The organism is Cytobacillus sp. NJ13, assembly GCA_030348385.1.
GTDB lineage: Bacteria > Bacillota > Bacilli > Bacillales > Cytobacillaceae > Cytobacillus.
On sequence record JAUCFP010000006.1, the window covers coordinates 1,338,516 to 1,362,455 of the forward strand.

21 protein-coding genes are annotated in these 23,940 nt (G+C 40.3%); 4 read left to right on the forward strand and 17 right to left on the reverse strand.

Translation table 11 applies throughout. The annotated features are described in order from the left end of the window. Positions 1-5 precede the first annotated feature (5 nt). From QUF73_06535 to QUF73_06550, 4 genes are all read right to left on the reverse strand, one after another. A complete protein-coding gene (locus tag QUF73_06535; protein MDM5225867.1) occupies positions 6-848 on the reverse strand; it encodes a fumarate hydratase in 843 nt (280 codons plus the stop codon). Next, positions 845-1,519 carry a GntR family transcriptional regulator gene (locus tag QUF73_06540; GenBank protein MDM5225868.1) on the reverse strand — a complete coding sequence of 225 codons (675 nt, stop codon included), beginning with the start codon at positions 1,517-1,519 and terminating at the stop codon, positions 845-847. Before QUF73_06540 ends, QUF73_06535 begins: the two co-directional genes overlap by 4 nt. 156 nt (positions 1,520-1,675) lie before the next feature. After that, complete coding sequence (gene pcaC, locus QUF73_06545) at positions 1,676-2,056, reverse strand: 4-carboxymuconolactone decarboxylase (GenBank protein ID MDM5225869.1); 381 nt, start codon at positions 2,054-2,056, stop codon at positions 1,676-1,678. Next, positions 2,053-2,529, reverse strand: a complete 477-nt coding sequence (locus tag QUF73_06550; GenBank protein MDM5225870.1) for a PaaI family thioesterase — start codon at positions 2,527-2,529, stop codon at positions 2,053-2,055. Before QUF73_06550 ends, pcaC begins: the two co-directional genes overlap by 4 nt. 192 nt (positions 2,530-2,721) lie before the next feature. On the opposite strand from QUF73_06550, the gene QUF73_06555 reads away from it, so the two are divergent. After that, the gene (locus QUF73_06555) at positions 2,722-2,904 is read left to right on the forward strand and encodes a hypothetical protein (GenBank protein MDM5225871.1); all 183 of its coding nucleotides are present in this window, start codon (positions 2,722-2,724) and stop codon (positions 2,902-2,904) included. A 92-nt stretch (positions 2,905-2,996) separates the two neighbouring features. Here the strand turns inward: QUF73_06555 and QUF73_06560 are convergent, their stop codons facing one another. After that, the gene (locus QUF73_06560; protein ID MDM5225872.1) at positions 2,997-4,538 is read right to left on the reverse strand and encodes a DHA2 family efflux MFS transporter permease subunit; all 1,542 of its coding nucleotides are present in this window, start codon (positions 4,536-4,538) and stop codon (positions 2,997-2,999) included. A gap of 187 nt (positions 4,539-4,725) precedes the next feature. Here QUF73_06560 and QUF73_06565 point away from each other — a divergent pair, with 187 nt between their 5' ends. Together QUF73_06565 and QUF73_06570 are read left to right on the forward strand one after the other, a co-directional pair. Next, entirely contained in the window at positions 4,726-5,616 is an 891-nt protein-coding gene (locus QUF73_06565; protein MDM5225873.1) for a TetR/AcrR family transcriptional regulator, read from the forward strand. A gap of 123 nt (positions 5,617-5,739) precedes the next feature. Further along, positions 5,740-7,230: a spore germination protein gene (locus QUF73_06570; protein ID MDM5225874.1), complete on the forward strand. Its 1,491-nt coding sequence runs from the start codon at positions 5,740-5,742 to the stop codon at positions 7,228-7,230. Positions 7,231-7,255: 25 nt separating this feature from the next. On the opposite strand, the gene QUF73_06575 is transcribed toward QUF73_06570, so the two are convergent. Beyond that, positions 7,256-8,671, reverse strand: coding sequence for an FMN-binding glutamate synthase family protein (locus QUF73_06575; GenBank protein MDM5225875.1), 1,416 nt, complete (start codon positions 8,669-8,671; stop codon positions 7,256-7,258). Between the two features lie 134 nt (positions 8,672-8,805). Between QUF73_06575 and QUF73_06580 the strand changes: the two genes are divergently transcribed. Next, positions 8,806-8,961 carry a hypothetical protein gene (locus QUF73_06580; GenBank protein MDM5225876.1) on the forward strand — a complete coding sequence of 52 codons (156 nt, stop codon included), beginning with the start codon at positions 8,806-8,808 and terminating at the stop codon, positions 8,959-8,961. A gap of 36 nt (positions 8,962-8,997) precedes the next feature. On the opposite strand, the gene QUF73_06585 is transcribed toward QUF73_06580, so the two are convergent. The 11 genes from QUF73_06585 to QUF73_06635 form a co-directional block, all read right to left on the reverse strand. Beyond that, the gene (locus QUF73_06585) at positions 8,998-10,083 is read right to left on the reverse strand and encodes a nitric oxide synthase oxygenase (protein ID MDM5225877.1); all 1,086 of its coding nucleotides are present in this window, start codon (positions 10,081-10,083) and stop codon (positions 8,998-9,000) included. Positions 10,084-10,857: 774 nt separating this feature from the next. Further along, entirely contained in the window at positions 10,858-11,658 is an 801-nt protein-coding gene (locus tag QUF73_06590) for a protein phosphatase 2C domain-containing protein (protein MDM5225878.1), read from the reverse strand. Between the two features lie 83 nt (positions 11,659-11,741). Then, positions 11,742-13,364 (reverse strand): alpha-glucosidase, encoded by a 1,623-nt coding sequence (locus QUF73_06595; protein MDM5225879.1) that lies wholly within the window; start codon positions 13,362-13,364, stop codon positions 11,742-11,744. Between the two features lie 59 nt (positions 13,365-13,423). Continuing rightward, on the reverse strand, positions 13,424-15,109 hold the full coding sequence (locus QUF73_06600; protein ID MDM5225880.1) for an alpha-glucosidase: 1,686 nt from the start codon (positions 15,107-15,109) through the stop codon (positions 13,424-13,426). Positions 15,110-15,137: 28 nt separating this feature from the next. Beyond that, a complete protein-coding gene (locus QUF73_06605) occupies positions 15,138-15,959 on the reverse strand; it encodes a carbohydrate ABC transporter permease (GenBank protein ID MDM5225881.1) in 822 nt (273 codons plus the stop codon). Continuing rightward, positions 15,959-16,822 (reverse strand): sugar ABC transporter permease, encoded by an 864-nt coding sequence (locus tag QUF73_06610; protein ID MDM5225882.1) that lies wholly within the window; start codon positions 16,820-16,822, stop codon positions 15,959-15,961. Before QUF73_06610 ends, QUF73_06605 begins: the two co-directional genes overlap by 1 nt. 58 nt (positions 16,823-16,880) lie before the next feature. Beyond that, positions 16,881-18,113, reverse strand: coding sequence for an extracellular solute-binding protein (locus QUF73_06615; protein MDM5225883.1), 1,233 nt, complete (start codon positions 18,111-18,113; stop codon positions 16,881-16,883). 81 nt (positions 18,114-18,194) lie between these two features. Then, on the reverse strand, positions 18,195-19,202 hold the full coding sequence (locus tag QUF73_06620; protein MDM5225884.1) for a substrate-binding domain-containing protein: 1,008 nt from the start codon (positions 19,200-19,202) through the stop codon (positions 18,195-18,197). A gap of 210 nt (positions 19,203-19,412) precedes the next feature. After that, a complete protein-coding gene (locus QUF73_06625) occupies positions 19,413-20,228 on the reverse strand; it encodes a uroporphyrinogen-III synthase (protein ID MDM5225885.1) in 816 nt (271 codons plus the stop codon). A 204-nt stretch (positions 20,229-20,432) separates the two neighbouring features. Further along, positions 20,433-22,436 carry an LTA synthase family protein gene (locus tag QUF73_06630; protein ID MDM5225886.1) on the reverse strand — a complete coding sequence of 668 codons (2,004 nt, stop codon included), beginning with the start codon at positions 22,434-22,436 and terminating at the stop codon, positions 20,433-20,435. A gap of 642 nt (positions 22,437-23,078) precedes the next feature. Next, positions 23,079-23,753, reverse strand: a complete 675-nt coding sequence (locus QUF73_06635; protein MDM5225887.1) for a lysozyme family protein — start codon at positions 23,751-23,753, stop codon at positions 23,079-23,081. Positions 23,754-23,940 lie beyond the last annotated feature (187 nt).

The following is a 23,940-nucleotide window of genomic DNA, read 5'->3' on the forward strand; positions in this document are numbered from 1 at the left end:
TTCATTTAAATAACGATTGTTTTCTTTCTTGCAGCATGGCACTGAATATTAACTGCCACAGGCAAGGCTGTAATATGGCATGCGAATGTTTCGATAGGAACCCATAATGCTGTGCTCGTCCCGCCAAGTCCCTGAGGTCCAATCCCTGTATCATTAATGGCTTCCAGTAATTCCTTTTCAAGCTCTGCAATATGAGGGTCAGGATGGTGAACACCAATTTCTCTTAATACAGCATGTTTCGCAAGAGATGTTACTTTATCAAAACTGCCGCCAATCCCCACTCCTACCACAACGGGCGGGCATGCCTTCCCTCCAGCATCTTTGATTGTCTGAAGGACAAAATTCTTAACACCTTCTACACCTTCTCCTGGAAGCAGAAATTTCATGGCACTCATATTCTCACTGCCGCCGCCCTTTGGCAGGACAGTAATCTTAATTTGATCCCCAGGCACAATTTCGGTATGTACGACTGCTGGGGTATTATCTCCTGTGTTTACACGAAGCAAAGGATCTCCTACAACAGATTTGCGCAAATACCCTTCCCTGTATCCAGTCCGAACTCCTTCTTGAATGCAATCTAAGTAATTTCCGCCTATAATATGCACATCTTGCCCGATCTCAACAAAAACAACAGCCATTCCCGTATCATGACAATAAGGCATATGATTGGTTTTAGCTTCCTCTGCATTCTCCATCAGCTGCTGAAGAATGGACTTCCCGATAGGTGAAGCCTCTGTTTTTTCAGCTCGTTTAAACCCTGCCAAAACATCCTCGGGTAAATAGTAGCATGCTTCCCAGCAAAGCTTGGCAACGCTTTCAGTTAAAACCTCAGCATCTACAATCCTCATTTAATCTCCTCTTTTCCCTCAATAAGATATATCAGTTTTTTTAAATCCTCCTGGGTATGTTCCATTAAACATTGTGCTGCTTTTTCTGGATTTCTTTCACTGATCGCTTTAAAGATTTCCTTGTGGCCTTTTAAAATGATTGGTCCTCGCTCATCACCCTCAATATTTAAAAGCCTGTAATAATAAATTAATGAATGAAGATCATCCACTAGTTTTTTTAACCTTTCATTTTCACTTATTAAAATGATTTTCTCATGAAACTTTGTGTTCCACTTTACGATTTCTTCCTTATCATTTTTTTTGATTGCCGCTTCTGTTCCAGCTATGATACTTTCCAGTTCTGCTATTTGCGCCACTGTTGCCCGCTCTGCTGCCAGAGCCACAGCAGCCGATTCCAGTGCAATCCTGCAGCCATAGATATCTCTAACATCTTTCAATGTTGGCTTATATACCGTGATCTGAGATTTTTCATCCATACACAGAAGGCCCTCATTAATTAAAGTCCGGATCGCTTCTCTAACAGGGCTGCGGCTGATAGAGAATTGCTTGGCAAGCTGTGCTTCAAATAATCGGTCTCCTGGTCTATATTCTCCGTGCCAAATTCGCTCTTTAATTTCTTGCTGAATTTGCAGATAAAACGGAAGTGCCTTCTCAAGAGGTTTCTGGCTCACAATTTCCCTCCTTTCACTTTCCTGTCGGCTGTCGACACAATAAATTTTATAATAGTGTTAATTATCTAAAAATTAAATAATTTAATAATGCAACACCATTCCTTAAGACTTATTAGAATGGTGTTACATAACTGGAAGTAATGATAAGTCAGACTATTATTCTTCTATTCCCATTTCCTTAAAAATTTCTTGGGCAGTCTTAAAGCTATCCAAGGATGCCGGTACTCCGCAATAAATGGCAGTCTGTAAAAAGATCTCCTGAATTTCTTCCTTTGTAACTCCATTATTTATTGCACCGCGCAGATGAAGTTTTAATTCATGCGGTCGGTTTAGTGCAGTCAGCATAGCTAAATTAATCATGCTTCTCGTCTTTTTAGGAAGTCCTTCTCTAGTCCAAATTTCTCCCCAGCAATATTCCGTAACTAATTCCTGAAGAGGCTTGGTAAAACTGGTAGCGTTTTTAATGGAGCTATCAACGTATTCAGCCCCTAAAACTTCACGCCTTACTTGTAATCCGTCATCAAATTTTACACTCATTTTAAATCCCCCTCCTTATGTTTTAAAAAAAATGTTCCCAATGCGATTGCCACTGCCTGCCCTTTTTCATCCAGAATTTTGCACTCTGAAACAACAGTACTTCGGCCAAGATGAACAATTGCAGGTTTGGCATACAACTTTTTTCCTTTGCCAGGCCTGATATAATTCATTTTCAATTCCAAGGTGTAGACTTCGGAATCTTGTGGTATCTGGGTCATTATGTGGAATCCAATAGCTACATCTGCCAATGTATAGAGAGCTCCTCCTTGGGCGACATCATATGTATTGGCATTCTGCATGCCCAATTCCATGCTCATTTCTCCATTTTCTTCAAAACCGATCCCTAAAAGCCTCCCTGTATAATGCAGTTCCTTTTTTGACCCTTTAAGTGCCCTTATAACATGAAAGACCTGATCTAATTCTTCGCTTGAGAAATTCTCAAGTTTTTTTAAAATATCACTGGCAGTTGTCACGTTATAATCCTAAACCTCCTCTCTTAAGATAAATTTAGCTTATCTAATATTAGGATACTGGATCCAACATAAAACGTCTATACTTTTCTGAATTTTTTAAATTTAAACATAGTTTTTAATTATTTAATTCCTACTTGACTAATCGGATAAATATGAATTAAAATAAAACTAACAAAAGGGAGGGTTCATTACATGCCATTAAACAGAGAAACGTTAATCAGCAAATTATTATCTCTATCAAAATTCCAGCATAATCATAGCTTGTTTAATTTAAGTGATCGAAAGCTGGAAGCTCTGTATCTGGATCATATTCTTTTTTCACCTCACCCTCACAGCGGACATCAATCAATCAAATTAGTTGGAAAAAATAGATAATAAGAAAGCCTGCAATGCTCAGAAAGCATTGCAGGCTTTTTCATTTATAACTATATAAAAAAGAGGGAATCCTAAGATTCCCCCTCCAGTAATTAACTTTTTGCCAATTTAGGCACCATATTCTCCTGCTTTGGCTCTTCGACCGCGTCTTCCATTGGTGTTGCGCGTTTAATGAAGAAGGCCAGAACCAGTGCAGCTGCAGCGATAAAGGTTGCTACGAAGAAAGCGTCGTTGATACCCTCAAGCATGGCTTTCATTAATACTTGCTGCTGCATTTCCGCCACAGCGGCTTCAGTCATCTGGCCGCCATTAGCCATAGCCCCGCCTTTCATCGCTTCTTTCGCGATTTCCGCAGCATGTGTTTCCGTTCTTGTTGACATAACTGTTACCAATAAAGCTGTACCAATGGCACCTGCCACCTGGTTCAGCGTGTTGTTCATTGCTGTTCCATGAGGATATAGTCTTCTTGGCAGCTGGTTCAAGCCATTCGTAGAAACAGGCATCATGACCATGGACATCCCGAACATCCTGATTGAGTTCAGAATAATCAGCTGTGTATACGTTGTTTCCAGAGTCAGCCTGCTGAATACATAAGTAGTTCCCACTGTAATGGCTAACCCAATGATCGCCAAGATCCGGCCGCCGATTTTATCGAACAGCTTTCCTGTTAAAGGCGACATCACAGCCATAACGATTGCACCAGGGAGCATCATCAATCCTGCATCCAGCGGCGAGATTCCCCTTAATGTCTGTACGTAAATTGGAATCAGAATCATCCCTGAAAACAGCGCCATATTTACTGTCATGCTGATAGCTGATGACAAGGCAAACATCGGGTACTTATATACGTCAAAGTTAAGCATTGGACGATCAGATTTCGTTTGTTTTAGAATAAACCATACTAAACTGATGACTCCTACAGCAATTGTCAAATACACATGAGGGCTGTCCCAGCCTTTATTCCCTGCAGAACTGAATCCATAAAGTATTCCGCCAAATCCTACACTAGAGAGGATAAGTGAAAACAGGTCCAGTCGAATATTCACTTTTTCCTTCTTGTCTTTCAGCATGACGGCGCCAAGCACTAGAATGACACCGGCAATCGGTGAAAGGAAATGGAATAACATTCTCCAATCATAATGTTCAATAATCCATCCGGAAAGAGTAGGCCCAATTGCTGGTGCGAACATTAAGATCAATCCAAATACACCCATTGCTGCCCCGCGTTTTTCCACAGGGAAGCTGATCAGCATAACATTCATTAATAAGGGCATCATGATTGCCGATCCTGATGCCTGCAGCATTCTGCCTGCAAGCAATACCGGGAATACATGAGCAACACCCGCTACAAGTGTACCGATTGTAAATAGTCCCATTGCCACAATAAATAACCTGCGGACTGTATATTTTTCAATTAAAAAGGCAGTAGCCGGGATCAAAATACCATTGACCAGCATAAAGCCTGTAGTCAGCCACTGCACTGTTGCCGGTTCAATTTCTAAATCTGCCATAATAGATGGCAAGGCAATATTTAGTAATGTATTATTCAAAAAGGCAATAAAGGCCCCAATCATTAAAACAGCCAGGATCCCATAGGGCGGTCGATCTGTTTTATTATTTATTGCTTGTTCCATTGCATTTTCCTCCTGTACTATCAGTTCATTCTTTTATACTTGCGTTACACACAAACCATATAATATACCATGAGTACAATATTTGCAACAAAAAAATCCTTGTTAAATAGAGGGTTTGTGAAAAATATTAGAATGATGTACTATTAGATTATACACATAGTCCAAATAAAATGACAGGTGATAATAAATGAATGACAGGAAACTGCATGTAATAAAAAAAGCACATCAATTATTCCTGGATAAAGGTTTTCAGGCTACCTCCATTCAGGATATTTTAGAATACAGCGGGATTTCTAAAGGAACTTTCTATAATTATTTTTCTTCAAAAAACGAGCTGCTTATGTCCATTTTTAAAACATTGCATAAAAAAATGGAAGCTGAACGCAATAAGCTCCTTATTGGCCAGGATCCAAGCAGCATAGAAGTATTCACACAGCAGATAGAACTGCAAATGAATATGAATCGGACGAATAAATTGGTTGCCCTTTTTGAAGAAGTACTTGTTTCAAATGACCCTGAACTCAAACAGTTCATTAAGGAAGGCCAGCTTAGAATGGTGGATTGGATTTTCAACCGGTTTATTGAAATTTTTGGTGAAGACAAGAAACCCTATTTGCTGGACTGCGCTGTGATGTTCCTTGGAATCCTCCATCATAACGTAAAATACTATACAAAATTCTTTGAGTTCTCTTCTAGCATTAATCCTGTGGTCCGTTATAGTGTAGAAAGAATTAGGAAGGTCGTTGAAGAGGTTAGTTCTGCCGATGAATACCTGCTGAAGCCTGAACTGATTGAAAATAGATTTAAGGAGAAAGATCATAGAAATGTGCATATTCTTTGCAAATCCCTTTTGACTTTAAAAAAGTCTATACAGCAGGCAGATCAGAACGATTGCATGGATCTTCTGGACTTTATTCAGGAAGAAATGGTTCATTCGAAAAAGCCAAGAAAATTTCTTATTGATAGCGCACTGAATACTTTGCGCAGCTGCATTACTTTTTTTGATGCTAAAGAATTTGAGAATCTTGAAATTCTTGTTTCTGCCTGTTTTAAACAGCCGGAAGAAGAATCCGTATAATTAACAATGCCTTCCTCATTTTTCAGGAAGGTTTTTTTTAGCTATTCCCCGTTTATTTATTCATAATCCTTCCAAAAACGGTAACACTAACACATAATGCCAAAACAAACTGGTGATTTGTGTATGAAAAAAGACTTAAAAAAGAAGAACAGTATTTCCGGGATTGAACTTGACGAGCTGGAAAAGTCATTTTCACGATCTCATGATTTTCAAAAAGTAAATTATAGCAATAGAAAAACTGGCCTCTGTTTTTCTTTTATTTATTTTAAAACGCTGACTGACCAAAAAATGATCACCAAGAGTCTGCTCCCTCAGCTTCTTCAGGGTGAGTTCAGCGAAATCGATGATTTGAAAAAGCTTTTGCCATCCGCAAGCATACAAATTTGTGAGGATCTTTCAAAAGCAGAGCATTTGCTTTTGAATGGCTATGTGATGGTTACAGCAGAAGCTGAAAAGCAAAAAGCGGCTTTTATGGCTGCTAAATGTTCATATGTAAGGGAGCTGACGCATCCGGAAGTTGAGCAAACGGTTATTGGACCGAAGGAAGCCTTTGTTGAGTCCTTAGGCAATAATTTGAATTTAATCCGCAAACGGCTGCCCATCTCTGAACTGATCATTGAGGAATATATAATCGGAAGCATATCCAGAACAGTGGTGGCCGTTCTCTATATTGAGGGAATCACAAATGTTGATTATGTATGCATGGTTAAAGAAAGAATCGAAAATATCGATTTTGATGAAATCACTGACAGTTCTTATATTGGACAGCTCATTTCAGATAATAAGAACTCTCCTTTCCCTCAGCTGCTGGATACAGAAAGGCCGGACAGGGCAGCCGCTGTCCTCGCTGAAGGAAAAATCGTGATCGCTATAGAGGGGTCGCCGCAAGTGCTGATTACCCCTACAACGTTTTCTGAATTCTTCAGTTCCTTTGAAGATTATTTTTTAAATTGGACTATCGCTTCTTTTGCAAGAATATTGCGGGCTTTTTCGGTTATCTTTTCCATACAGATCACGTCCATTTATGTTGCAACGCTTACTTATCATATGGAGCTCATCCCCACTGATTTGTTAGGAACACTGGTGACTTCAAGAGAGCATATTCCTCTGCCGCCTTTCTATGAAGCGTTAATGCTTGAACTGGTAATTGAGCTTTTAAGAGAAGCTGGAGCCAGATTGCCTACAAAAATCGGCCAGACAATTGGTATCGTGGGCGGTATCGTTATCGGGACTGCGTCTGTGCAGGCTGGCCTGACAAGTAATATCCTTTTAATCATAATCGCCCTGGCTGCTCTTGCCTCATTTACAACACCTGTATATAAGATGAACAACACCATTCGCTTCCTAAGATTTCCGTTTTTATTTTTCGCTAACTTATGGGGTTTTGTAGGCGTGTTATTTTGCTCCTGCATTTTGCTGACTCATATGATCAGGCTGACATCTTTAGGAAGACCATTTTTGGAGCCATTTTATCCGCCCAGATACAGGGACTTGAAAGATTCTTTTCTCAGATTCCCCTTTCAGCCTTTGAGGCCGGTGTATTTAAGAACGCAAAATCCGCATCGGTTTCAGCCCCCGAAGAAATCAAAAGTTAAGAGAGACATTGATGAATAACCGCCTGGCTCCAAACGCCAGGCGGTTATTCTGTTTTCTTTGATTTGTCCTCCCATGGTTCAAATGAAAATGGAATCCCGATCATTTTCGCCGTCAGCTCATCATAGGACACAAGGTCTTTCCTGGATAATTCTTTTATTGATTTTTTTCCCATTGCACGCAGCGCCATTTTGATTTCCTCCGTGCTCGCGGTTAGGAACTTTTCTGCAGATTTGGTCCCATCTTCGATACTAAAAGTATCCTTGAATTTTCCTTCGTTCCAGACAGTTTGTGTGGGCGGTTCAAAAGGAAGAGCATTCAAGGTATGCTTATGGGAAACGGTAAACAGCATGACGGATCCAAGATAGACTGCATCCGCTCCAAGAGCAAGAACTTTTAAGAAGTGGCCTGGTGTAAAAAGGCCGCCTGATACAATTAAGCTGATTTCCCCCTTCTTTTTTCGTTTTTCAAGGTGATTGGAGGCTCGGATGAGGGCATGCATGGTTGGTATTCCAAAATCATCTGCCAGTAAGGGCGGTGCACCGACAGATGCTCCCTGTCCCCCATCAACCGCTATAAAATCAACGCCCATTTCGATTAAATGGTCAATGTCTTCTTCTATTTTTCCTCCTGCCCCTATTTTTGCACCAATTGGAACACCTCCAGTCATTTTGCGGAGTTCATCTACCAGTTCCTTTAAATCCTTCAATGTCTGTTTATCAAAAAAGTGCTCCATTATATGGGCAGTTTCATTTTCCTTTAACCCCATTACTTCCCTTGCACGGCCAGTTAAATTTTCAGGAGATATGTTTCCTCCCATCCCCATTACAGCTCCCTGCCCCAGCTTAATTTCAATCATGTCTGCACGTTGGATGGTTTTTTCTTCCTTTCCCCACTCAGTTTTGGAGAACTGTAGGATATACTTCCCTGCACTTTCAAGCTCTTCAGGGAGGATTCCTCCTTCGCCGGAATTGACGGCCGTTCCTGTATTCTTAGCAGCTGATGCCAGCGCAATTTTCACTTGCTCACTCAATGCAATTCCATAGGCCATTCCGCTAATCATCATGGGGATTTTAATTTTCATCGGTTTTTTCGCTTTTGGCCCGATTGTCACTTTCACATCAACGTCTTCATCTCCGTCTGTAGCAAAGGGAGATGTCTGTGCAGGGATAAAGGTAATCTCATCGAAATGCGGCCATTTTTTCGATGAGCCAAATGGGCGGTGCAGGACATCACCCGTTTCGGCACGCAGGTTGTTTTCAAGTGCATTTTGAATGCCCATATGCTTGAAGCCGGGAATCAGCTCAATGAGATTTTCCTGGTAGCTGTCTGTCATAATTATTTTCCCAGCCTGCTTAACGAGCCGCTTCATGATCCAGCGCCAGCCGATCAGCATGAAAATTAAAAAGATAAATAATATAGAAATCATAGCCAGAGCTGCAATCAATAATATATTTGTCATACGTTTTCTCCATAAGATCTTTTAGCTTCCATTATTTCCATTGGCAGAGAATTTAACCTATGACTTCTCGGTTTTTGGAATAATCATGAAGGGGGAAGTAAATTCTATGAAAAAATATTAAATGAGGTGAAATAATGGACAAACGCGAAGGTACTCAGCCAGATAGCACGGAAGAACAGAATCAAATTAAAGGAAGTCTTCTTGAATCTATGATGGAGCCTATGGATCAGCTTTCCAAGATTCCTCCTGAAAAGACAGACCGGAGAACCAGTGATGAAGAAATGATTTAACCAATGAAGAAAGCCAGCATGATCGGATGCCGGCTTTTATTTTTGATAAGGAGTATCTTGATAGAAGTAATTAGGCGTTTTTACTTCATTATTATACTGTTTATGAAAAACATGTGTAGCTGCAGGGGATACGGGAGGGATCAGCCAGTTCCAGTCACCGGTCAGGTCTCTTCCCTGGCTCTTTTCGTTTTCTTCAAATTTTTTGAATTGCTGTGCAGCAGTATGATGGTCTACTATGCTGACCCCTTCTTTTTTAAAGGAATGCAATACGGCTGCATTCAATTCCACCAGTGCCCGATCCTTCCAAAGCGAAGAATGCGACCTGGTATCCAGCCCCATTAATGAGGCAATCTGCGGGAGCATATCATAACGAAAATCGTCTGCCAGGTTCCGCGCACCGATTTCAGTACCCATATACCAGCCATTGAAAGGGGCTGCTTTGTAGGAAATGCCCCCAATTTCCAGTTTCATATCCGATATCATCGGGACTGCGTACCATTTCAATCCGAGGTCACTGAACCAATTATATTCTGGATGCTCAATCCCTACTTCAAGAATCAGCTCTTTAGGTATTTCCCTTAATTGGGGCTGCTGATTGTTCATTTGTACAACTAGTGGCAGCACATCAAATTTGCCGTACTTGGGCTCCCATCCAAATTTCATGCATTGTTCAGTAAAAGGGATGGAGTGGGGATCGCCAATAATGCCATCCGCAGTCTCATAGCCAGCATACCGGATTAGCTGATGATTCCAAATTCTGATTTTCTGTTCAGAAGTGTCTTGAGAGAAGATGGTGATGGCCGGACGGAGCCTGCCATTGTTCGTGGCAAATTGTATATGATCAAACAGAGCAGAAAATACTTCATCCTCTTGTTTCGCATTCCGTTTGTCCAAAACCTTCAGCTGATCCCAAAAAAGTCTTCCTATGCAGCGATTGCTATTTCGCCAGGCAGCTTTTGCACCAAATTCCACTTCTTCAAAAGTTTGTTCATAAAACCCATGCTCTGCAATTGAATGTTCGATTTCCCTTAGTCTGTTGTTTAGTTCAGCAGGACTTTTATTCTGTTCACTATAAAACATTTTTATAAATTCTGCTGCTTCTTCAAGTAAGTCCTTTTTCAAAGATGAATCCTCCCAGAATAGACTATTTGTTAATGATAGCATATGGAGGGTTAGGGAGAAAGAAATGATGTTCTGTGGTTTCCCGGATTTTTTTGGTTAACATGCTTTTTGAGAAGGAGCGGGTTAATTTTTAATTGTGATTGACTCGCATACTGGGAGGCATAGCTTCTTTGTTGTGGTTATTCCTTCAGATTAACTACCATTCTTAGTGCACTACCTTCTTTTTCGGTGTTATTCCCTCCGATTAACTACCATTCTTAGTACACAATCTTCATTTTCGGTGTTATCCCTCTGATTAACTACCATTCTTAGTGCACCATCTTCTTTTCAGTCGTTATTCATCCAGATTAACTACCATTCTAAGCACAACATCTTCACTTTCGTCGTTATTCATCCAGATTAACTACCATTCTAAGCACAACATCTTCACTTTCGTCGTTATTCATCCAGATTAACTACCAAACTTAGCACAACAACTTCACATTCGTCGTTATTCATCCAGATTAACTACCAAACTTAACACAACATCTTCATTTTCGTCGTTATTCATTCAGATTAACTACCATTCTAAGCACAACATCTTCATTTTCGTCGTTATTCATCCAGATTAACTACCAAACTTAGCACAACATCTTCACTTTCGTCGTTATTCATCCAGATTAACTACCATTCTAAACACAACACCTTCTTTTTCGTCGTTATTCATCAAGATTCTCTTTTGTTTCCGGTCTATCTCCTTTTACTTCGCCGATATTCTGCCAATAATCTGTTAATTCAGATGCTGGGCTGACTTCCTTCATGTTCTATATCAATTATCCAGGATATGATGGTCGTACTGTCCCGGACATTCTTATCTTTTATTAACGTTAATAGCTCACGGACCCCCTCCTCATTCCCGAACATGCTAAAGAGATTAAAAATTTCTTTTGGGTCAGCAAAGTTGGTGTTAGGGCATTCTATCAGCCCATCTGTAGTTAAAAAAATATGATTTCTTCCTTTTCTGAGCTCCTTTGCACCCGAGCTATAGCAGGGTACCGGCAAATCAAACGTATTGGCTTTTCCCACCCACTCATAAAAACTTCGGTGGTTTTGCTGATATTCCTTTAATGCAGCCAGTTCAGGGTGAAATAAATGCAAAATACAATCCCCGATTGATAGCCACCAAAGAAAAGAGCTTTGTCTGATCACACATAGGAAAGCTGTTTCACCTTTAACCTTTTTGCATTTCGCCTTGAAATCCTGACTTTTAAATTTATTTAGCAGTAATCCGCCAACCTGTTCAAACGCTTCCCCAGGCGGCATCATTAATAAAGCAGCGATTTCCGATTTCAGTGTTTTGACCGTTTGAATAACTAACTCAGCACTTTCAGCTGTAGTATGGGCATCCAGTAAAACAGTAAACTCCCAATCTTGGTTAATACTTGTCCATAACAGGCAGCCGTCTTCATTTTTATATTGTCCAGCAGTCCTGTTTCCTCCGAAACGCCCTAATACCATTCTTCCGACATGCTGAATGTCTATTTCGTCCAGGTACGGCTCTTCACTGCCAATCCAGGAATATTCTAATATAGTCATTGAGACAGCCCCTTCCATGTTTTAACATAACAATATTCATTTAGAAAAGTTTGTCAACAAAAAAAGAGAACCGCAATGGTCCCCTAATTCATTATCTCATAAATTCTCGCTTCATGCGGAAGCAATACTTCTTCATTTTTTCCCCTGTCACTCTTGTAATTAGAGAGAATCAGCTCCCGGCTTGTAAAGCCATCAAAATTAAATGTCTGCTTCTCATCACCATGGTTTAATACGATCAGCCAGGTTACACCATTATAGGAGCGTGTATATACATATATGTGTTCATCATCAGGCAATAGATCCCTATAATCCCCGTAAACCATTACCTCGTTTTGTTTTCTTAATTCAATAAGCTTTTTGTAGAAATAATATACGGAGCCTTGATCCTTCAGAGCTGCTTCGACGTTGATTTTCTTATAATTCGGATTCACTTTGATCCATGGTTCGCCAGCTGTAAAACCGGCCTGGCTGCTGTCATTCCACTGCATCGGCGTTCTGGAGTTATCACGGCTCAGGAGCAATAGGCTTTCAAAGGCCTCCTGGGGGTCACGCCCTTTTGAAACTTCTTCATGATATTTGTTTTTCATGGCAATGTCATTGTAGTCTTCAATGGAATCAAATCTTACACCTGTCATTCCAATTTCTTCGCCCTGATAGATATATGGAGTTCCAGGCAATGTATGAATCATTGCTGCCAACAGCTTTGCAGACTGGATACGATTCTGTCCATCATTTCCATAGCGGGTAACCTGCCTTGTGTGATCATGGTTGTTAAGGAATTGTGAATTCCACCCTTTCTGCTTTAGGCCTGCATACCAGTTTGTTTGGATTTCTTTGAATCTGAGCATATCCCATACCGGCATTTCATCTGCCACCTGAAAATGGAATAATGTGTTCAGTTCATTCCGGCTTTCATCCACATAGAGCAGGCCATCTTCTGGTGAAACAAACGGAATCTCGCCGACTGTCATCACATCATAATGCTGAAGGACTTTATGATGCATTTCCTGAAGATAGTCATGGATACCCGGGTTATTGGCCAGATAGCCTATATCATATGGATTCTCTGCATCTGATAAATCTTCTTTTTTTGCCAATAAATTAATCACATCCATCCGAAACCCGTCGATGCCTTTATCCAGCCAAAATCTCATCATTTTGTAAATTTCCTGGCGAAGTTCAGGATTTTTCCAGTTAAGATCCGGCTGCTCGACAGCAAAGGAATGATAATAATATTGTCCTGCAGTTTTGTCCCATTCCCAGCATGATGGCGCAAAATAGGAGCGCCAGTTATTCGGCTCCCTGCCATCCTTTGGATCTTTCCATATATACCAATCCCTTTTCGGATTATTTTTGGAAGAACGTGATTCCACAAACCAGGGATGCTGATCTGAAGTATGGTTCACTACCAGATCCATAATCACCTTCATTCCGCGATGATGTATTTCATCAATCAGCTCTTCAAAAGCCGCCATGTCACCGGCTTTCTCCATAATCCCATAATAATCTGAGATGTCATAGCCATTATCACTTTCTGGTGAGTGATAGAATGGATTTAGCCAAATCACATCTATGCCAAGATTCTTTATATAATCAAGCTTCTCCATTACCCCTCTTAAATCACCATAGCCGTCACCATTGGAATCATTAAAACTTCGCCAGTATATCTGATAAACTGCTGCTTCTTTCCACCATTTTTTATTCATACAGGACACCTCATTTCATCAATTCTTCGTAAAAAAAGGGCCCTAAACAGGCCCTATCTTTATTTGTTCAAACGATACACTCTAGCTTCATATGGCTTGAGTGGCAGGTTTTCAATTTCTTCATTTTCATCAGCATCCAGGTTGGAAATCAGCAGTTCCTTAGAAGAGTACCGGACATGGTCTGGCAGCTTAAAGACAGGAGTTTCTTTACTGAAGTTGCAGATCACAAGCAGCTGGTCATCACCAAGAGTTCTTGTATAGGCGAATATCTGCTCATCTTCTTCCATGATTAAATCAAATGTGCCATAAACAATCACTTCATTTTGCTTTCTAAGCTGAATGAGCTTCTTATAAAAATGGAAGATGGAATCTTCATTTTTTAAAACTGCTTCTGCGTTAATTCCCTCATAATTTGGATTCACATTGATCCAAGGGGTTCCGTTTGTAAAGCCTGCATTCGGGCTGGCATCCCACTGAACAGGCGTTCTCGCATTATCCCGGCCTCTCTCATGAATGCCCTTAAAGATTTCATCATGTGTTAAGGAATCCGGTGAAAGATCACGGTATGCATTTAACGTTTCGATATCACGGTACTCATTGATATCATCGAACTTGACGTTTGTCATGCCGATTTCTTCGCCCTGGTAAATATAAGGCGTCCCCTGCATCATATGCAGGCATGCCGCAATCATCTTACCAGAATTAACGCGGTATTCCTCCGAGTCATTTCCCCATCTGGAGATGGCACGAGGCTGGTCGTGGTTGCTCCAGTACAAGCTGTTCCAGCCATCTTCCTCAAGACCTTTTTGCCACTTGCTGAAAATCTCTTTCAGCTCAGTCAGTTTCCAAGGACGCGGATCCCATTTTCCGTACTGCCCGTCGCCAAGCCCTACATGTTCGAAATGGAAGACCATATTCAATTCATTTCTATGCTTGCCAGTATAAAGTTTTCCTTCCTCCACTGTTACACCAGGCATCTCGCCAACCGTAATGGTATCATACGGGCTAAGGGCTTCTTTGTTCATTTCCTGCAGGAATTCATGAATTCTTGGCCCATTCATATAATACTTGCTGCCGTCCCCATATTTGTGTCCTTCCCGGATCTCCCCCTGAGGATAGCTGGTATCTTTGGAAATGAAATTGACGACATCCATACGGAATCCATCAATGCCTTTGTCCAGCCAGAAACGCATCATTTCATACACTTCATTTCTCAGTACAGGATTTTCCCAGTTCAAGTCAGGCTGCTTTTTGCTGAAAAGATGCAGATAATACTCGCCTGTTTGTTCATCATATTCCCATACACTTCCTCCAAACGCAGCACCCCAATTCGTTGGAGGTTCGCCGTTGTCTGTTTTCTTCCAAATATAATAATCTCTGCAGGGATTATCTTTGGATTTTCGTGATTCCTGGAACCACTGATGTTCATCGCTAGAGTGGTTGACAACAAGGTCCATCATGATTTTGATGCCGTGTTCATGGGCTTTAGCCAGCATACCGTCAAAGTCTTCCATCGTTCCGAACTCGTCCATGATATTGCGATAATCTGAGATGTCATAGCCATTATCATCATTAGGCGATTGGTAAACGGGGGATAGCCAGATGACATCGATCCCCAGTTCGCTTAAATAGGGAATTTTTTCAGTGATTCCATTGATATCGCCAATTCCGTCCCCATTGGAATCGTTAAAGCTTCTTGGGTAGATTTGATAAATGACACTTTCTTTCCACCATGTTTTGTTCAATTTTTACAACTCCGATCAATGAATAATTTTATTTTATTGAACCTTTCATTACACCGCTAATAATCCATTTCTGGGCAAAAATGTACACAATAATCATTGGCGCAAGTGCCATTAAGTAGGAAGCAAATGCGAGATTATAATCTGTGCTGAATTGGCCCTGGAAAATGTATTGGACAAGCGGCAATGTGGCCATTTCCCGGTCGCTGAGCAGAACGAGCGGCAGCATGAAGTCATTCCATGCACCAAGACTTGTGATGATGGCGACAGTTGCATTCATTGGCGCAAGCAGCGGAAAAATGACTTTCCAGAAAACACCCCATGTAGTTGCACCGTCCATAATGGCCGCTTCTTCCAATTCCACAGGAATAGCACGAATGTAGCCAATATAGATAAACACATTAAAGGAAAGGTTGAAAACGATATACAAAATGATTAATCCAACCAGGTTATCCATACCCCAGGCACTGGTCTGTTTGACAAGCGGCAGCATAATGATGGGAAAAGGAATGAACATAGCACTTAAAAAATAGAAGTATAGAAACTTATAAAACTTCTTATGAAGATTTCTGGCAATGGCATAAGATACAAGCGAGTTCGTTAACACTGTAAAAATCACAACGAAAATTGTAACAAATGCACTATTTTTAAACGCATTAAAGAAATTAGTCATTTCGATAGCCTGTGCAAAGTTGTCAAATGACCAGGATATAGGGAGAGCCAGTAAATTTCCTCCCATTTCAGGCGGCGTTTTAAACGCAATGGTTATGGTTAAATACAGTGGAAAAAGAATGAGCAATGAACCTAAGATTAATAGAGAGGTCACCAGCCAGCTCGTTTTTTTGCGATTCATTAGTTTTCCACCTCTCTTTTATTTAAGAATTTAAGCTGAATAACAGAAAAGACGATGATGACGATGAAGTATATGACTGCATTGGCTGATTGATACGCAAACTCGCCGCCTTCAAATCCTCCTCTGTAAATAAGCAGGGAAATGGATTCGGTCGACTTTCCCGGGCCTCCTCCAGTCAAGGCTACAATCTGATCAAAGACCATAAGGAAGTTTTTCAATGACAGAACCATATTAATGGTGAAAAATGGCGCGATCAGCGGAAATGTAATTTTCCAGAACTTTGTCCAGACACCGGCACCATCAATGCTGGCTGCTTCATATAAATCCTCTGAAATTGTCACAAGCCCTGCCAGATACAAAATGGTATTAAAAGACACAGCCTGCCAAACGGCCACGATGACAATGCCGATCCAGGCAAGGTCCGGGTTTCCAAGAATATTGCGGGTCAAAAATTCCCATCCGAACGCATCGCCAATCTGCGGCAGGAAATGAGCAAAAATAAAATTAAAGATAAAGCCAACAATCAAGATACTCAGAATGTAAGGCAAGAAGTAGATTGCCCGAAGCGTTTTGTGAAACTTAATCTTGGAATTAAGCCCGATGGCCACAAGAAGGCTTATGATATTGACCAAAATGGTCGCAACAATGGCAAACTTAAAAGTAAATAAGTAAGCATCCCCTGCTCGTTCATCTTTAAAAACGTTTAGGTAGTTTTTTAATCCTACAAAATTCCAATCTCCATACCCTTTCCAATCCGTAAAGCTGTAAAAAATCCCCTGCAAAGCGGGAAAGCTGTGGAAAATGAAAAAAAGAAGGAAAGCGGGAATCGTGATGATGAGAAACACACTGTTTTTCTTTTTCATATTGACAACTCCTTTTTAGAAGGCCAGGGAATCTAAAGAGATCCCCTGGCCTATACCATTAGCGGTTTTGAACTTTTTCCCACTCGCTGTCCATTTTCTTCAGGAATTTTTCTTTATCCTTCTTAATCAGGAATTCCTGAACAAGGTTTTCAGCTCCCATTCCTGCAGGGTAATAGTGATCAGGGAAGCTTGTGATGGTGCCATTTTCAAAGTTTGCTTTGATTCCTTCAAACACCGGGTCTTCCTGATACACTCCTTCAATGGCTGAGAAAGCTTTCTGCTCGTCAATATACTTTTGAGCTGTGTCTTTATTCATCATGAATTCAGCAAATTTCATCGCTTCTTCTTTGTGCTCAGTGCTTTCGCTGACAGCTAAAAGAACATCTACACCAGAAACAAGTTTGTTTTGTTCAGGAGCGTTTGTTACAGGCATTGGGAATACACCAAGTTCCATGTCCGGATTTGCTTTTAGAATTTCAGGGATTGCCCAGTTGCCTTGCAGATAGAAAACAGACTTGCCGCCCGCAAATGCATTGTTTCCATCTCCATAAGCGACACCCATATTGTCTTTGTGGCCATACTGGACTAATGTAGCCATCTTGTCTGCAACTTCATCATATTTTTCCATGAATGATGTTTCACCAGCATTTTTCTTTTCAGCAAAATCTTCTCCTGCAACATTCGCACCAAGAGAGTTCCACGCAATCATGCCAGTCCAGGCATCTTTTAACGTGAAGTAGATCGGTGTGTCACCAGCAGCCTTCACTTTTTCAAGACTGGCGATGAATTCATCCCAGGTAGCTGGGACTTCAAGCCCATGTTCTTCAAACTTCGCTTTATTGTAAATTACCGCATTCGCATTTGTAGCATACGGAAGGCCGAAAGTACCTTCAGCCTCAGGTCCAACAAGACGATTGATCATGTCGATATAAGATGGCTGGACTGTTTTAGCTAAGTCAGTCCCAGAAAAATCTTCAAGAACACCTGCACGGCCTAGCTCGCCAAATGTTGCATTACCAGCAATGGACATGATATCAGGAAGATCATTTTTAGTCAGCCGTGTTTTCAGGACTGTTTCCGCTTCTGGCGGTGCATCCAATTTGATCTTAATATCGGGATTTTCCGCTTCAAATTCTTTAATCAATCCTTTGTATGTCTCGATGCTTTCTGATTTATTGGAGAATAGCTCAAGCGTTACTTTTCCGTCATCAGCACCATCAGATGAACATCCAGCCAATAAAGAAGCTCCTAAAGTTAATGCCATCACACCTGCAGTCATTTTTTTAAACATGGTATATCCCCCTATATGCATTTTGTTTTATAGTTAAATTACGTAAACGTTTACGTAATTTAGCTGAGAAAAAGAGAGTTATTATTGCCTCTCTTTCACACTCATTCTTTCAATGATTTTATGCGGCATAATCCGGCTTTCCGGAATTTCGCCAGTTTCCATAATGGTAAAAAGCATTTCCGCAGCAGCCTCACCCATTTTTGCGAGAGGCTGTCCTACTGTAGTCAGCGGCGGGATGGACATCTCAGCCAGGTTCAAGTTATCATACCCCATAATAGATATCTCTTCAGGGACTTTGATTCCCAATTGATATGCTGCTGATAAGGCACCGATAGCCATTTCATCACTTGCTGCAAATATCGCCGTAACATCCGGGAACTGCTCGACAATCTTTTTCATGCCCTCAACCCCATCAGGAAATGTAAATCCCCTGCTGAACACAATATTTTCGGAACTCAGCGGTATGCCATGATCTAATAGAGCTTTTTTAAAGCCTTCAATCCTGGGAATCCCCGCAATGATATCATCCTTGTTTCCGCTTATCATTCCAATTTTGGTATGCCCCTTGTCGATTAAATGCTTAGCTGCAGCATATGCTGCATGAAAATCATTGACCTTTACAAAAGGCACCGGGTACGCATAGGACTCTGTCGAAAGCAAAATCATCGGCATCTTGGTTTTGGTTACAAATTGATAATACTCATCTTTTAATATTTCACTTGCGAAAATTATCCCGTCTACCCTTTTTTCGATAAGCAGCTGGAGATATTTCATCGTTTTTTCGCCATTTGATTCTGTATGGCAGACGATCACACTGGAACCGTTGTCATTTGCAGCCTTTTCAATGCCATCGAGCAGATCGGTTACCAGAGAACTGGAAAGCTTCGGGAAAAGCACCCCAATCGTATGTGTTCTTTTGTTAATTAATCCTCTTGCCACTGCGTTTGGCTGGTATCCCAGTTCTTCAATCACTTTAATAACCTTAAATTTTGTTTTTTCCGAATAGCCTCCCTGGTCATTCAAAATCCTGGAAACTGTTGCAATGGAGACATTTGCTTTTTTGGCAACATCTTTGATGGTATAAGACATATCCCACCTGCTTTAAATTGCTGTATTATTTTTGTTACGAAAACGTTTACGTTGTAATAATATCATCTTATGTAAGCCTTTTCAATATGTTTTTTATGATATTTTTGAAATTTGTATATACATGAATTTATTAAAAAGGAGCCTAAAGAGGCCCCTATTAAGTCAATTTTTTGCGCTTTTAGCAGCATATTTGTTTTTGCCACTTAGTCCTTAAACGCCTTCTTCATTATTATAAAAACGGGCTAATTCAAAAACCGCACTCCCGATCCTCTCGACTTCCGGAAAAATGACTCTTGCAATTCCTTCTTCATGTAAAGCTTGTGCAGTAACTTTTCCAACCGATAAAGCCACAACCTTTTCTGAGAAACAACTTTTCAATTGCGCATCTGCTTTCTTTTTCCCGGCGAAGCTGAATAAATTCCTTACTTGAGGTGTGCTGGTGAAAAATACTGAATCAAGCTTTCCTTCAAGGAGCTCGGATAGCAGCTGATTCATTACTTTTTCCTCAGGAGGAATATGGGTATATGGCAGAATTTCTTCAAAGTCCGCATGGTTATCTTCCAGCCACTGTTTAAGGCGTGGTGCTGGGTCCCCGTGAAGCTGCAGTGCTACTTTCCGGCCTGCTAGGGAATGAGCAGAGAGCTCTCGAATTAAGCCTGCCGTACTCCCGTCGTCATCCCGCACTGAAGGTGTGATATCAAATTTTTTCAGAGTATTAACGGTTTTATATCCCCTTGCTGCAATATTTGCTTTTTGCAGGCTGTTGATAAGGGCGTCACCCTCATTCATATCAAGAGCAGTTTGATATATGGTTTCGACACCGATTCCGGTAGTAAAAATAATCCATTCAAAGCTTTCCATTATTAGCAGTCTTACATGATTCTGAAGTTTATCGTCTTTTAGCAGTGTTGTTCCCTGGGCTGGCCTGCTGAGGGCAATCCCTCCCTGATTCTCCACTAATTTGCCGATTTCTTCTATTTTCCGGGAACCTAAAAGTGCAATCCTTTTGCCCGCAAGCTTTTTCATCTTACTCCCCCTAGTTATGTATCTTTTTATTTTTAATTATAAAGGTTGAATGGTTATTTATCACATAATTGTTTATTTGATTATACCTGCGCTATAAAAATATTCAGTTGATAAGTGACTTATTTTTTTCGTATAGAGGAATATTTTCGCTTATTCCTGCAAAAAAAAAATTGCCTGCAGGACCTCCTGCAGGCAGTTTTTGAATTATTTATCAGCCGGTTCTTCTTCAGCCGTTTCTTCAGTTAATTCGTTTTTCTTGTTTACTCCATTGCTTTCGGCTTTGTAATCGTATTTCGAACGGTCAACCGGTTCGAAGTTTTCCGGTGTGTAGAAGCGGAGAAGATCTCCATTTACCACTTTATCAGATAGCGCCAATTTCTGCTCGGCACTTTCCTGAAGTTTTTTCGCTTCTTCAAAACGGCTTTCATCAAGCAGTTCACCAGTTGTTGAGTCATAGAATTTGCCGTCAACAGATGAAATGGTTGGACTCATGAAATCTCCGTTACGGAACGGCACAAGGTCATCATGATTTTCTGATAATAAGTCAGTACCGAATTGCAGATACTGTTTAGTATCAATGCCAAGCAAGTGCATCAATGTCGGCATAAGGTCAATCTGTCCGCCAAATTCATGATTTACTCCGCCCTCCATGCCAGGTACCCGGATGAACAGAGGCACACGCTGCAGACCGGCACTATCGAACGCTGAAATTTCCTTGCCAAGCACTTGTTCCATTGCTTTATTATGATTCTTGGAAATACCATAATGGTCACCATACATGACAATCACTGAGTTCTCATACAGGCCGGAAGCTTTAAGCTGTTCAAAGAACTGTTTAAGTGCTTCATCAGCATAACGGGCTGTCTGGAAATAATTATCCACTGATTTATCCCCAGTTGTATGAGGCTCAATTGTTGCCTGCTCCTGATCCATATGATACGGATAGTGATGAGATACTGTAATAAACTTTGAATAGAACGGCTGTTTTAGCGACTTCAGGTACGGCATGGATTGTTCAAAGAACGGTTTATCCATCAGACCGTAGTCAGCCATGTTTTCTGGTTTTAAATCATAGTAATCTGCATCAAAAAAGTTGTCATATCCAAATGATTTATAAATTTCATTACGGTTCCAGAAACTTCCTGAGTTACCGTGGAAGACTGCAGATGTATATCCTTTATCTTTCAGAATTGCAGGAGCAGCATTGTACGTATTCAAGCCCTTATTTGTAAAAGCAGAGCCCTGCGGCAATCCATATAGGGAGTTTTCAAGGATAAACTCTGCATCTGCCGTTTTCCCTTGTGCAGTCTGATGGAAGAAGTTATCAAAATACGTTGTATTTTCTTCTTCAATCAGTGAATTTAAGAATGGTGTTACTTCTTCACCGTGCAGTTCATAATTCATTAAGAATGTCTGAATGGATTCCAGGTGAAGGTAGATTACATTCATGCCTTCCCCTTTACCGAAGTACTTTGGATTTGGTTCAGCATAATTCGATTTTGTAAAGTTGATGACTTCGGTAGTATCACTGCTATCTGCCATAACTCTTTGCGCGGATGCCTTCGTGCTTTGAACTGCATCATAAATCGTATAATTGTACATGCCTAAATACTTAACAATATAGTTACGGTCAAAACCTCTTGTCAAAAGTTCCGGGCGATCTGTTTCAGCCAATCCCAGGTTAGCAAAGGAAATGGCCAGTGAAGCATAAATTATAGCTGCTGATCTGCGGCGCGTCATATCCTTTGTTTCGATTTTAACGGCTTTAAATACAAGCAAGCCGGCAAGCAAGATGAAATCAAGGAAGAAAAAGATATCATTCAGCTTTAATAATGAGCTGATGCTTCCGCTGACATCACCAAAATTCTGTGTCTGCGTCAAGGTCGGCAGTGTAATAAAGTCATTAAAGAAACGGTAGTACACTACATTCGCAAACAGCAGGAACGATAGGAAGAAATATATAACCATCAAGGCGATATATTTTCGTCTGCCTTTAAAAAAGAATGCAATTCCTAAAAACAGCAATGAAGACCCAAGCGGGTTAATGAATAAAAGGAACTGCTGCAAGGCACTTTCAATGCCTAAGTTAAATTGTGTCATTTGAGTAATATACGTTTTCATCCAGAGCAGAAATACTGCTAAAAAGAAAAAGCCTATATATTTATTAAATATATCCTGACTTTTATGAAGTAAAGTATTCAAAATCATACACCTGCCTTCTAGCACTTTATTCTAACATACTTCGCTAGTAATTTAAAAATCTTATGTTGGCAATCAGCCCAATTATTAGTTTACCTGATAAATATTAATAATCTATGAACATGCAAAAAAAGCACTGCACAAGAATATAACTATACTCGCATTTGATAAAATGTCAAGCATGTCCAGATAAAATGCTCTTTAATGACTATTAAACAGGGGGAGTGCCCTGTTCACAGCCTAAGCTGGCTGTTGCACATTAATAAATGCTGCACGTCTATATAGACGAATGAAAAGCAATTTGGTTTCACTTTTTATGTAAAAACTTATATATCTTTAATTTTTCAAGGAAGGAGAAAAAACAGACAACAGCCTATATATATGATTCGTTTAAACAAATTATACATAAAAGCCGATTCATTTAAATGAATACAAAGGTAAAAATTAACTTATGCAGCTCTTAGACCGGTTATGACCTAGAACCATTCCTCTTTTTAAGTATTTTTAAACCTCTTTATTCATAACCGTGATTGCCATAATTCATGTTGGCTTAGCGATTGGAACCTCCCTGCGGTATGTATGGAAACAAAAAACAAACCGCACTTTTAATAAGCGCGGTTTTAGTTTACCATAATATTATTATGTTTCGTTTTACCATACTGATTTAAATTCTCCGGATTTTCCTGTGATACTTGCCGTAAGAATATCAATATTTTTCGTTACCTTTGTTGTATAAGTGAAATCCCCATAACAGTATGGATAGCGGAAATTATTTTTGTCGCCTCCGCAATTATAAACTTCCGGATTTTTTTCGGCCTGTTTAAGTGAGAATTCTTTCGCGATTTCTTCACTGTGTTTTCCGCCCTGATCAGCAACAAAATCAATATAACCGATTCCCATATTGTAAGCCTGGATAACGGCAGGGAAGTCTACATTTTTTTCACTGCCATAATTCAATGCTTTCTGAAAATGTTTAACACCCTGCTTAATGCTTTGTTCCGGATCCTGAATGGAATTCGGGGGCAATCCTGCTGATTCTGAAGCCTGCATCGGGTCCCCGCCCTTCCCTTTGCTTTCCTGCTGCATAATCGCAGCCAATACGAGAGTATATTCTTCAAGGTTTACTTCCTTCAATTCCTTCTGAAGGATCGGCGTATAATTCTGAACATCCTTTGACACAGTATTAGGCAGTAAGGAAACTGCTGTTTCCTTAATATTAATCTGCTTGAATTGATCAAATAGGACAAAAATCAAAACCAAAAAAAATAACAAGAATGCTATATTTGATCTGCGTTTTGTACGCTTTTTGCTTTTTTTGCGTTTCATTGCTGCTCTCCCGGTTTCTCTATTATTGTTTCAGATTTTCATTATAGCAGAAAATACTGATATTTTAATAGGAATAGCTCCTTTAAAGGAGGCCGGAAGAAGGTTTATCCCATAACGCTTTGGTTTTTATCGTTAAGATATAAATTATTTCGGCCTGAATTTTGGTATATCGCAGCATTCAGTTTGC

Coding starts and splice junctions, on each gene's coding strand:
- QUF73_06570 (MDM5225874.1), top strand. CDS start 5,740: ATGAAAAAAGACTTAAAAAAGAAGAACAGTATTTCCGGGATTGAACTT.
- QUF73_06590 (MDM5225878.1), bottom strand. CDS start 11,658: ATGACTATATTAGAATATTCCTGGATTGGCAGTGAAGAGCCGTACCTG.
- QUF73_06595 (MDM5225879.1), bottom strand. CDS start 13,364: ATGAATAAAAAATGGTGGAAAGAAGCAGCAGTTTATCAGATATACTGG.
- QUF73_06620 (MDM5225884.1), bottom strand. CDS start 19,202: ATGTCTTATACCATCAAAGATGTTGCCAAAAAAGCAAATGTCTCCATT.
- QUF73_06605 (MDM5225881.1), bottom strand. CDS start 15,959: ATGAATCGCAAAAAAACGAGCTGGCTGGTGACCTCTCTATTAATCTTA.
- QUF73_06580 (MDM5225876.1), top strand. CDS start 8,806: ATGGACAAACGCGAAGGTACTCAGCCAGATAGCACGGAAGAACAGAAT.
- QUF73_06635 (MDM5225887.1), bottom strand. CDS start 23,753: ATGAAACGCAAAAAAAGCAAAAAGCGTACAAAACGCAGATCAAATATA.
- QUF73_06560 (MDM5225872.1), bottom strand. CDS start 4,538: ATGGAACAAGCAATAAATAATAAAACAGATCGACCGCCCTATGGGATC.
- pcaC (MDM5225869.1), bottom strand. CDS start 2,056: ATGAGTGTAAAATTTGATGACGGATTACAAGTAAGGCGTGAAGTTTTA.
- QUF73_06555 (MDM5225871.1), top strand. CDS start 2,722: ATGCCATTAAACAGAGAAACGTTAATCAGCAAATTATTATCTCTATCA.
- QUF73_06610 (MDM5225882.1), bottom strand. CDS start 16,822: ATGAAAAAGAAAAACAGTGTGTTTCTCATCATCACGATTCCCGCTTTC.
- QUF73_06615 (MDM5225883.1), bottom strand. CDS start 18,113: ATGTTTAAAAAAATGACTGCAGGTGTGATGGCATTAACTTTAGGAGCT.
- QUF73_06575 (MDM5225875.1), bottom strand. CDS start 8,671: ATGACAAATATATTATTGATTGCAGCTCTGGCTATGATTTCTATATTA.
- QUF73_06535 (MDM5225867.1), bottom strand. CDS start 848: ATGAGGATTGTAGATGCTGAGGTTTTAACTGAAAGCGTTGCCAAGCTT.
- QUF73_06630 (MDM5225886.1), bottom strand. CDS start 22,436: ATGATTTTGAATACTTTACTTCATAAAAGTCAGGATATATTTAATAAA.
- QUF73_06565 (MDM5225873.1), top strand. CDS start 4,726: ATGAATGACAGGAAACTGCATGTAATAAAAAAAGCACATCAATTATTC.
- QUF73_06625 (MDM5225885.1), bottom strand. CDS start 20,228: ATGAAAAAGCTTGCGGGCAAAAGGATTGCACTTTTAGGTTCCCGGAAA.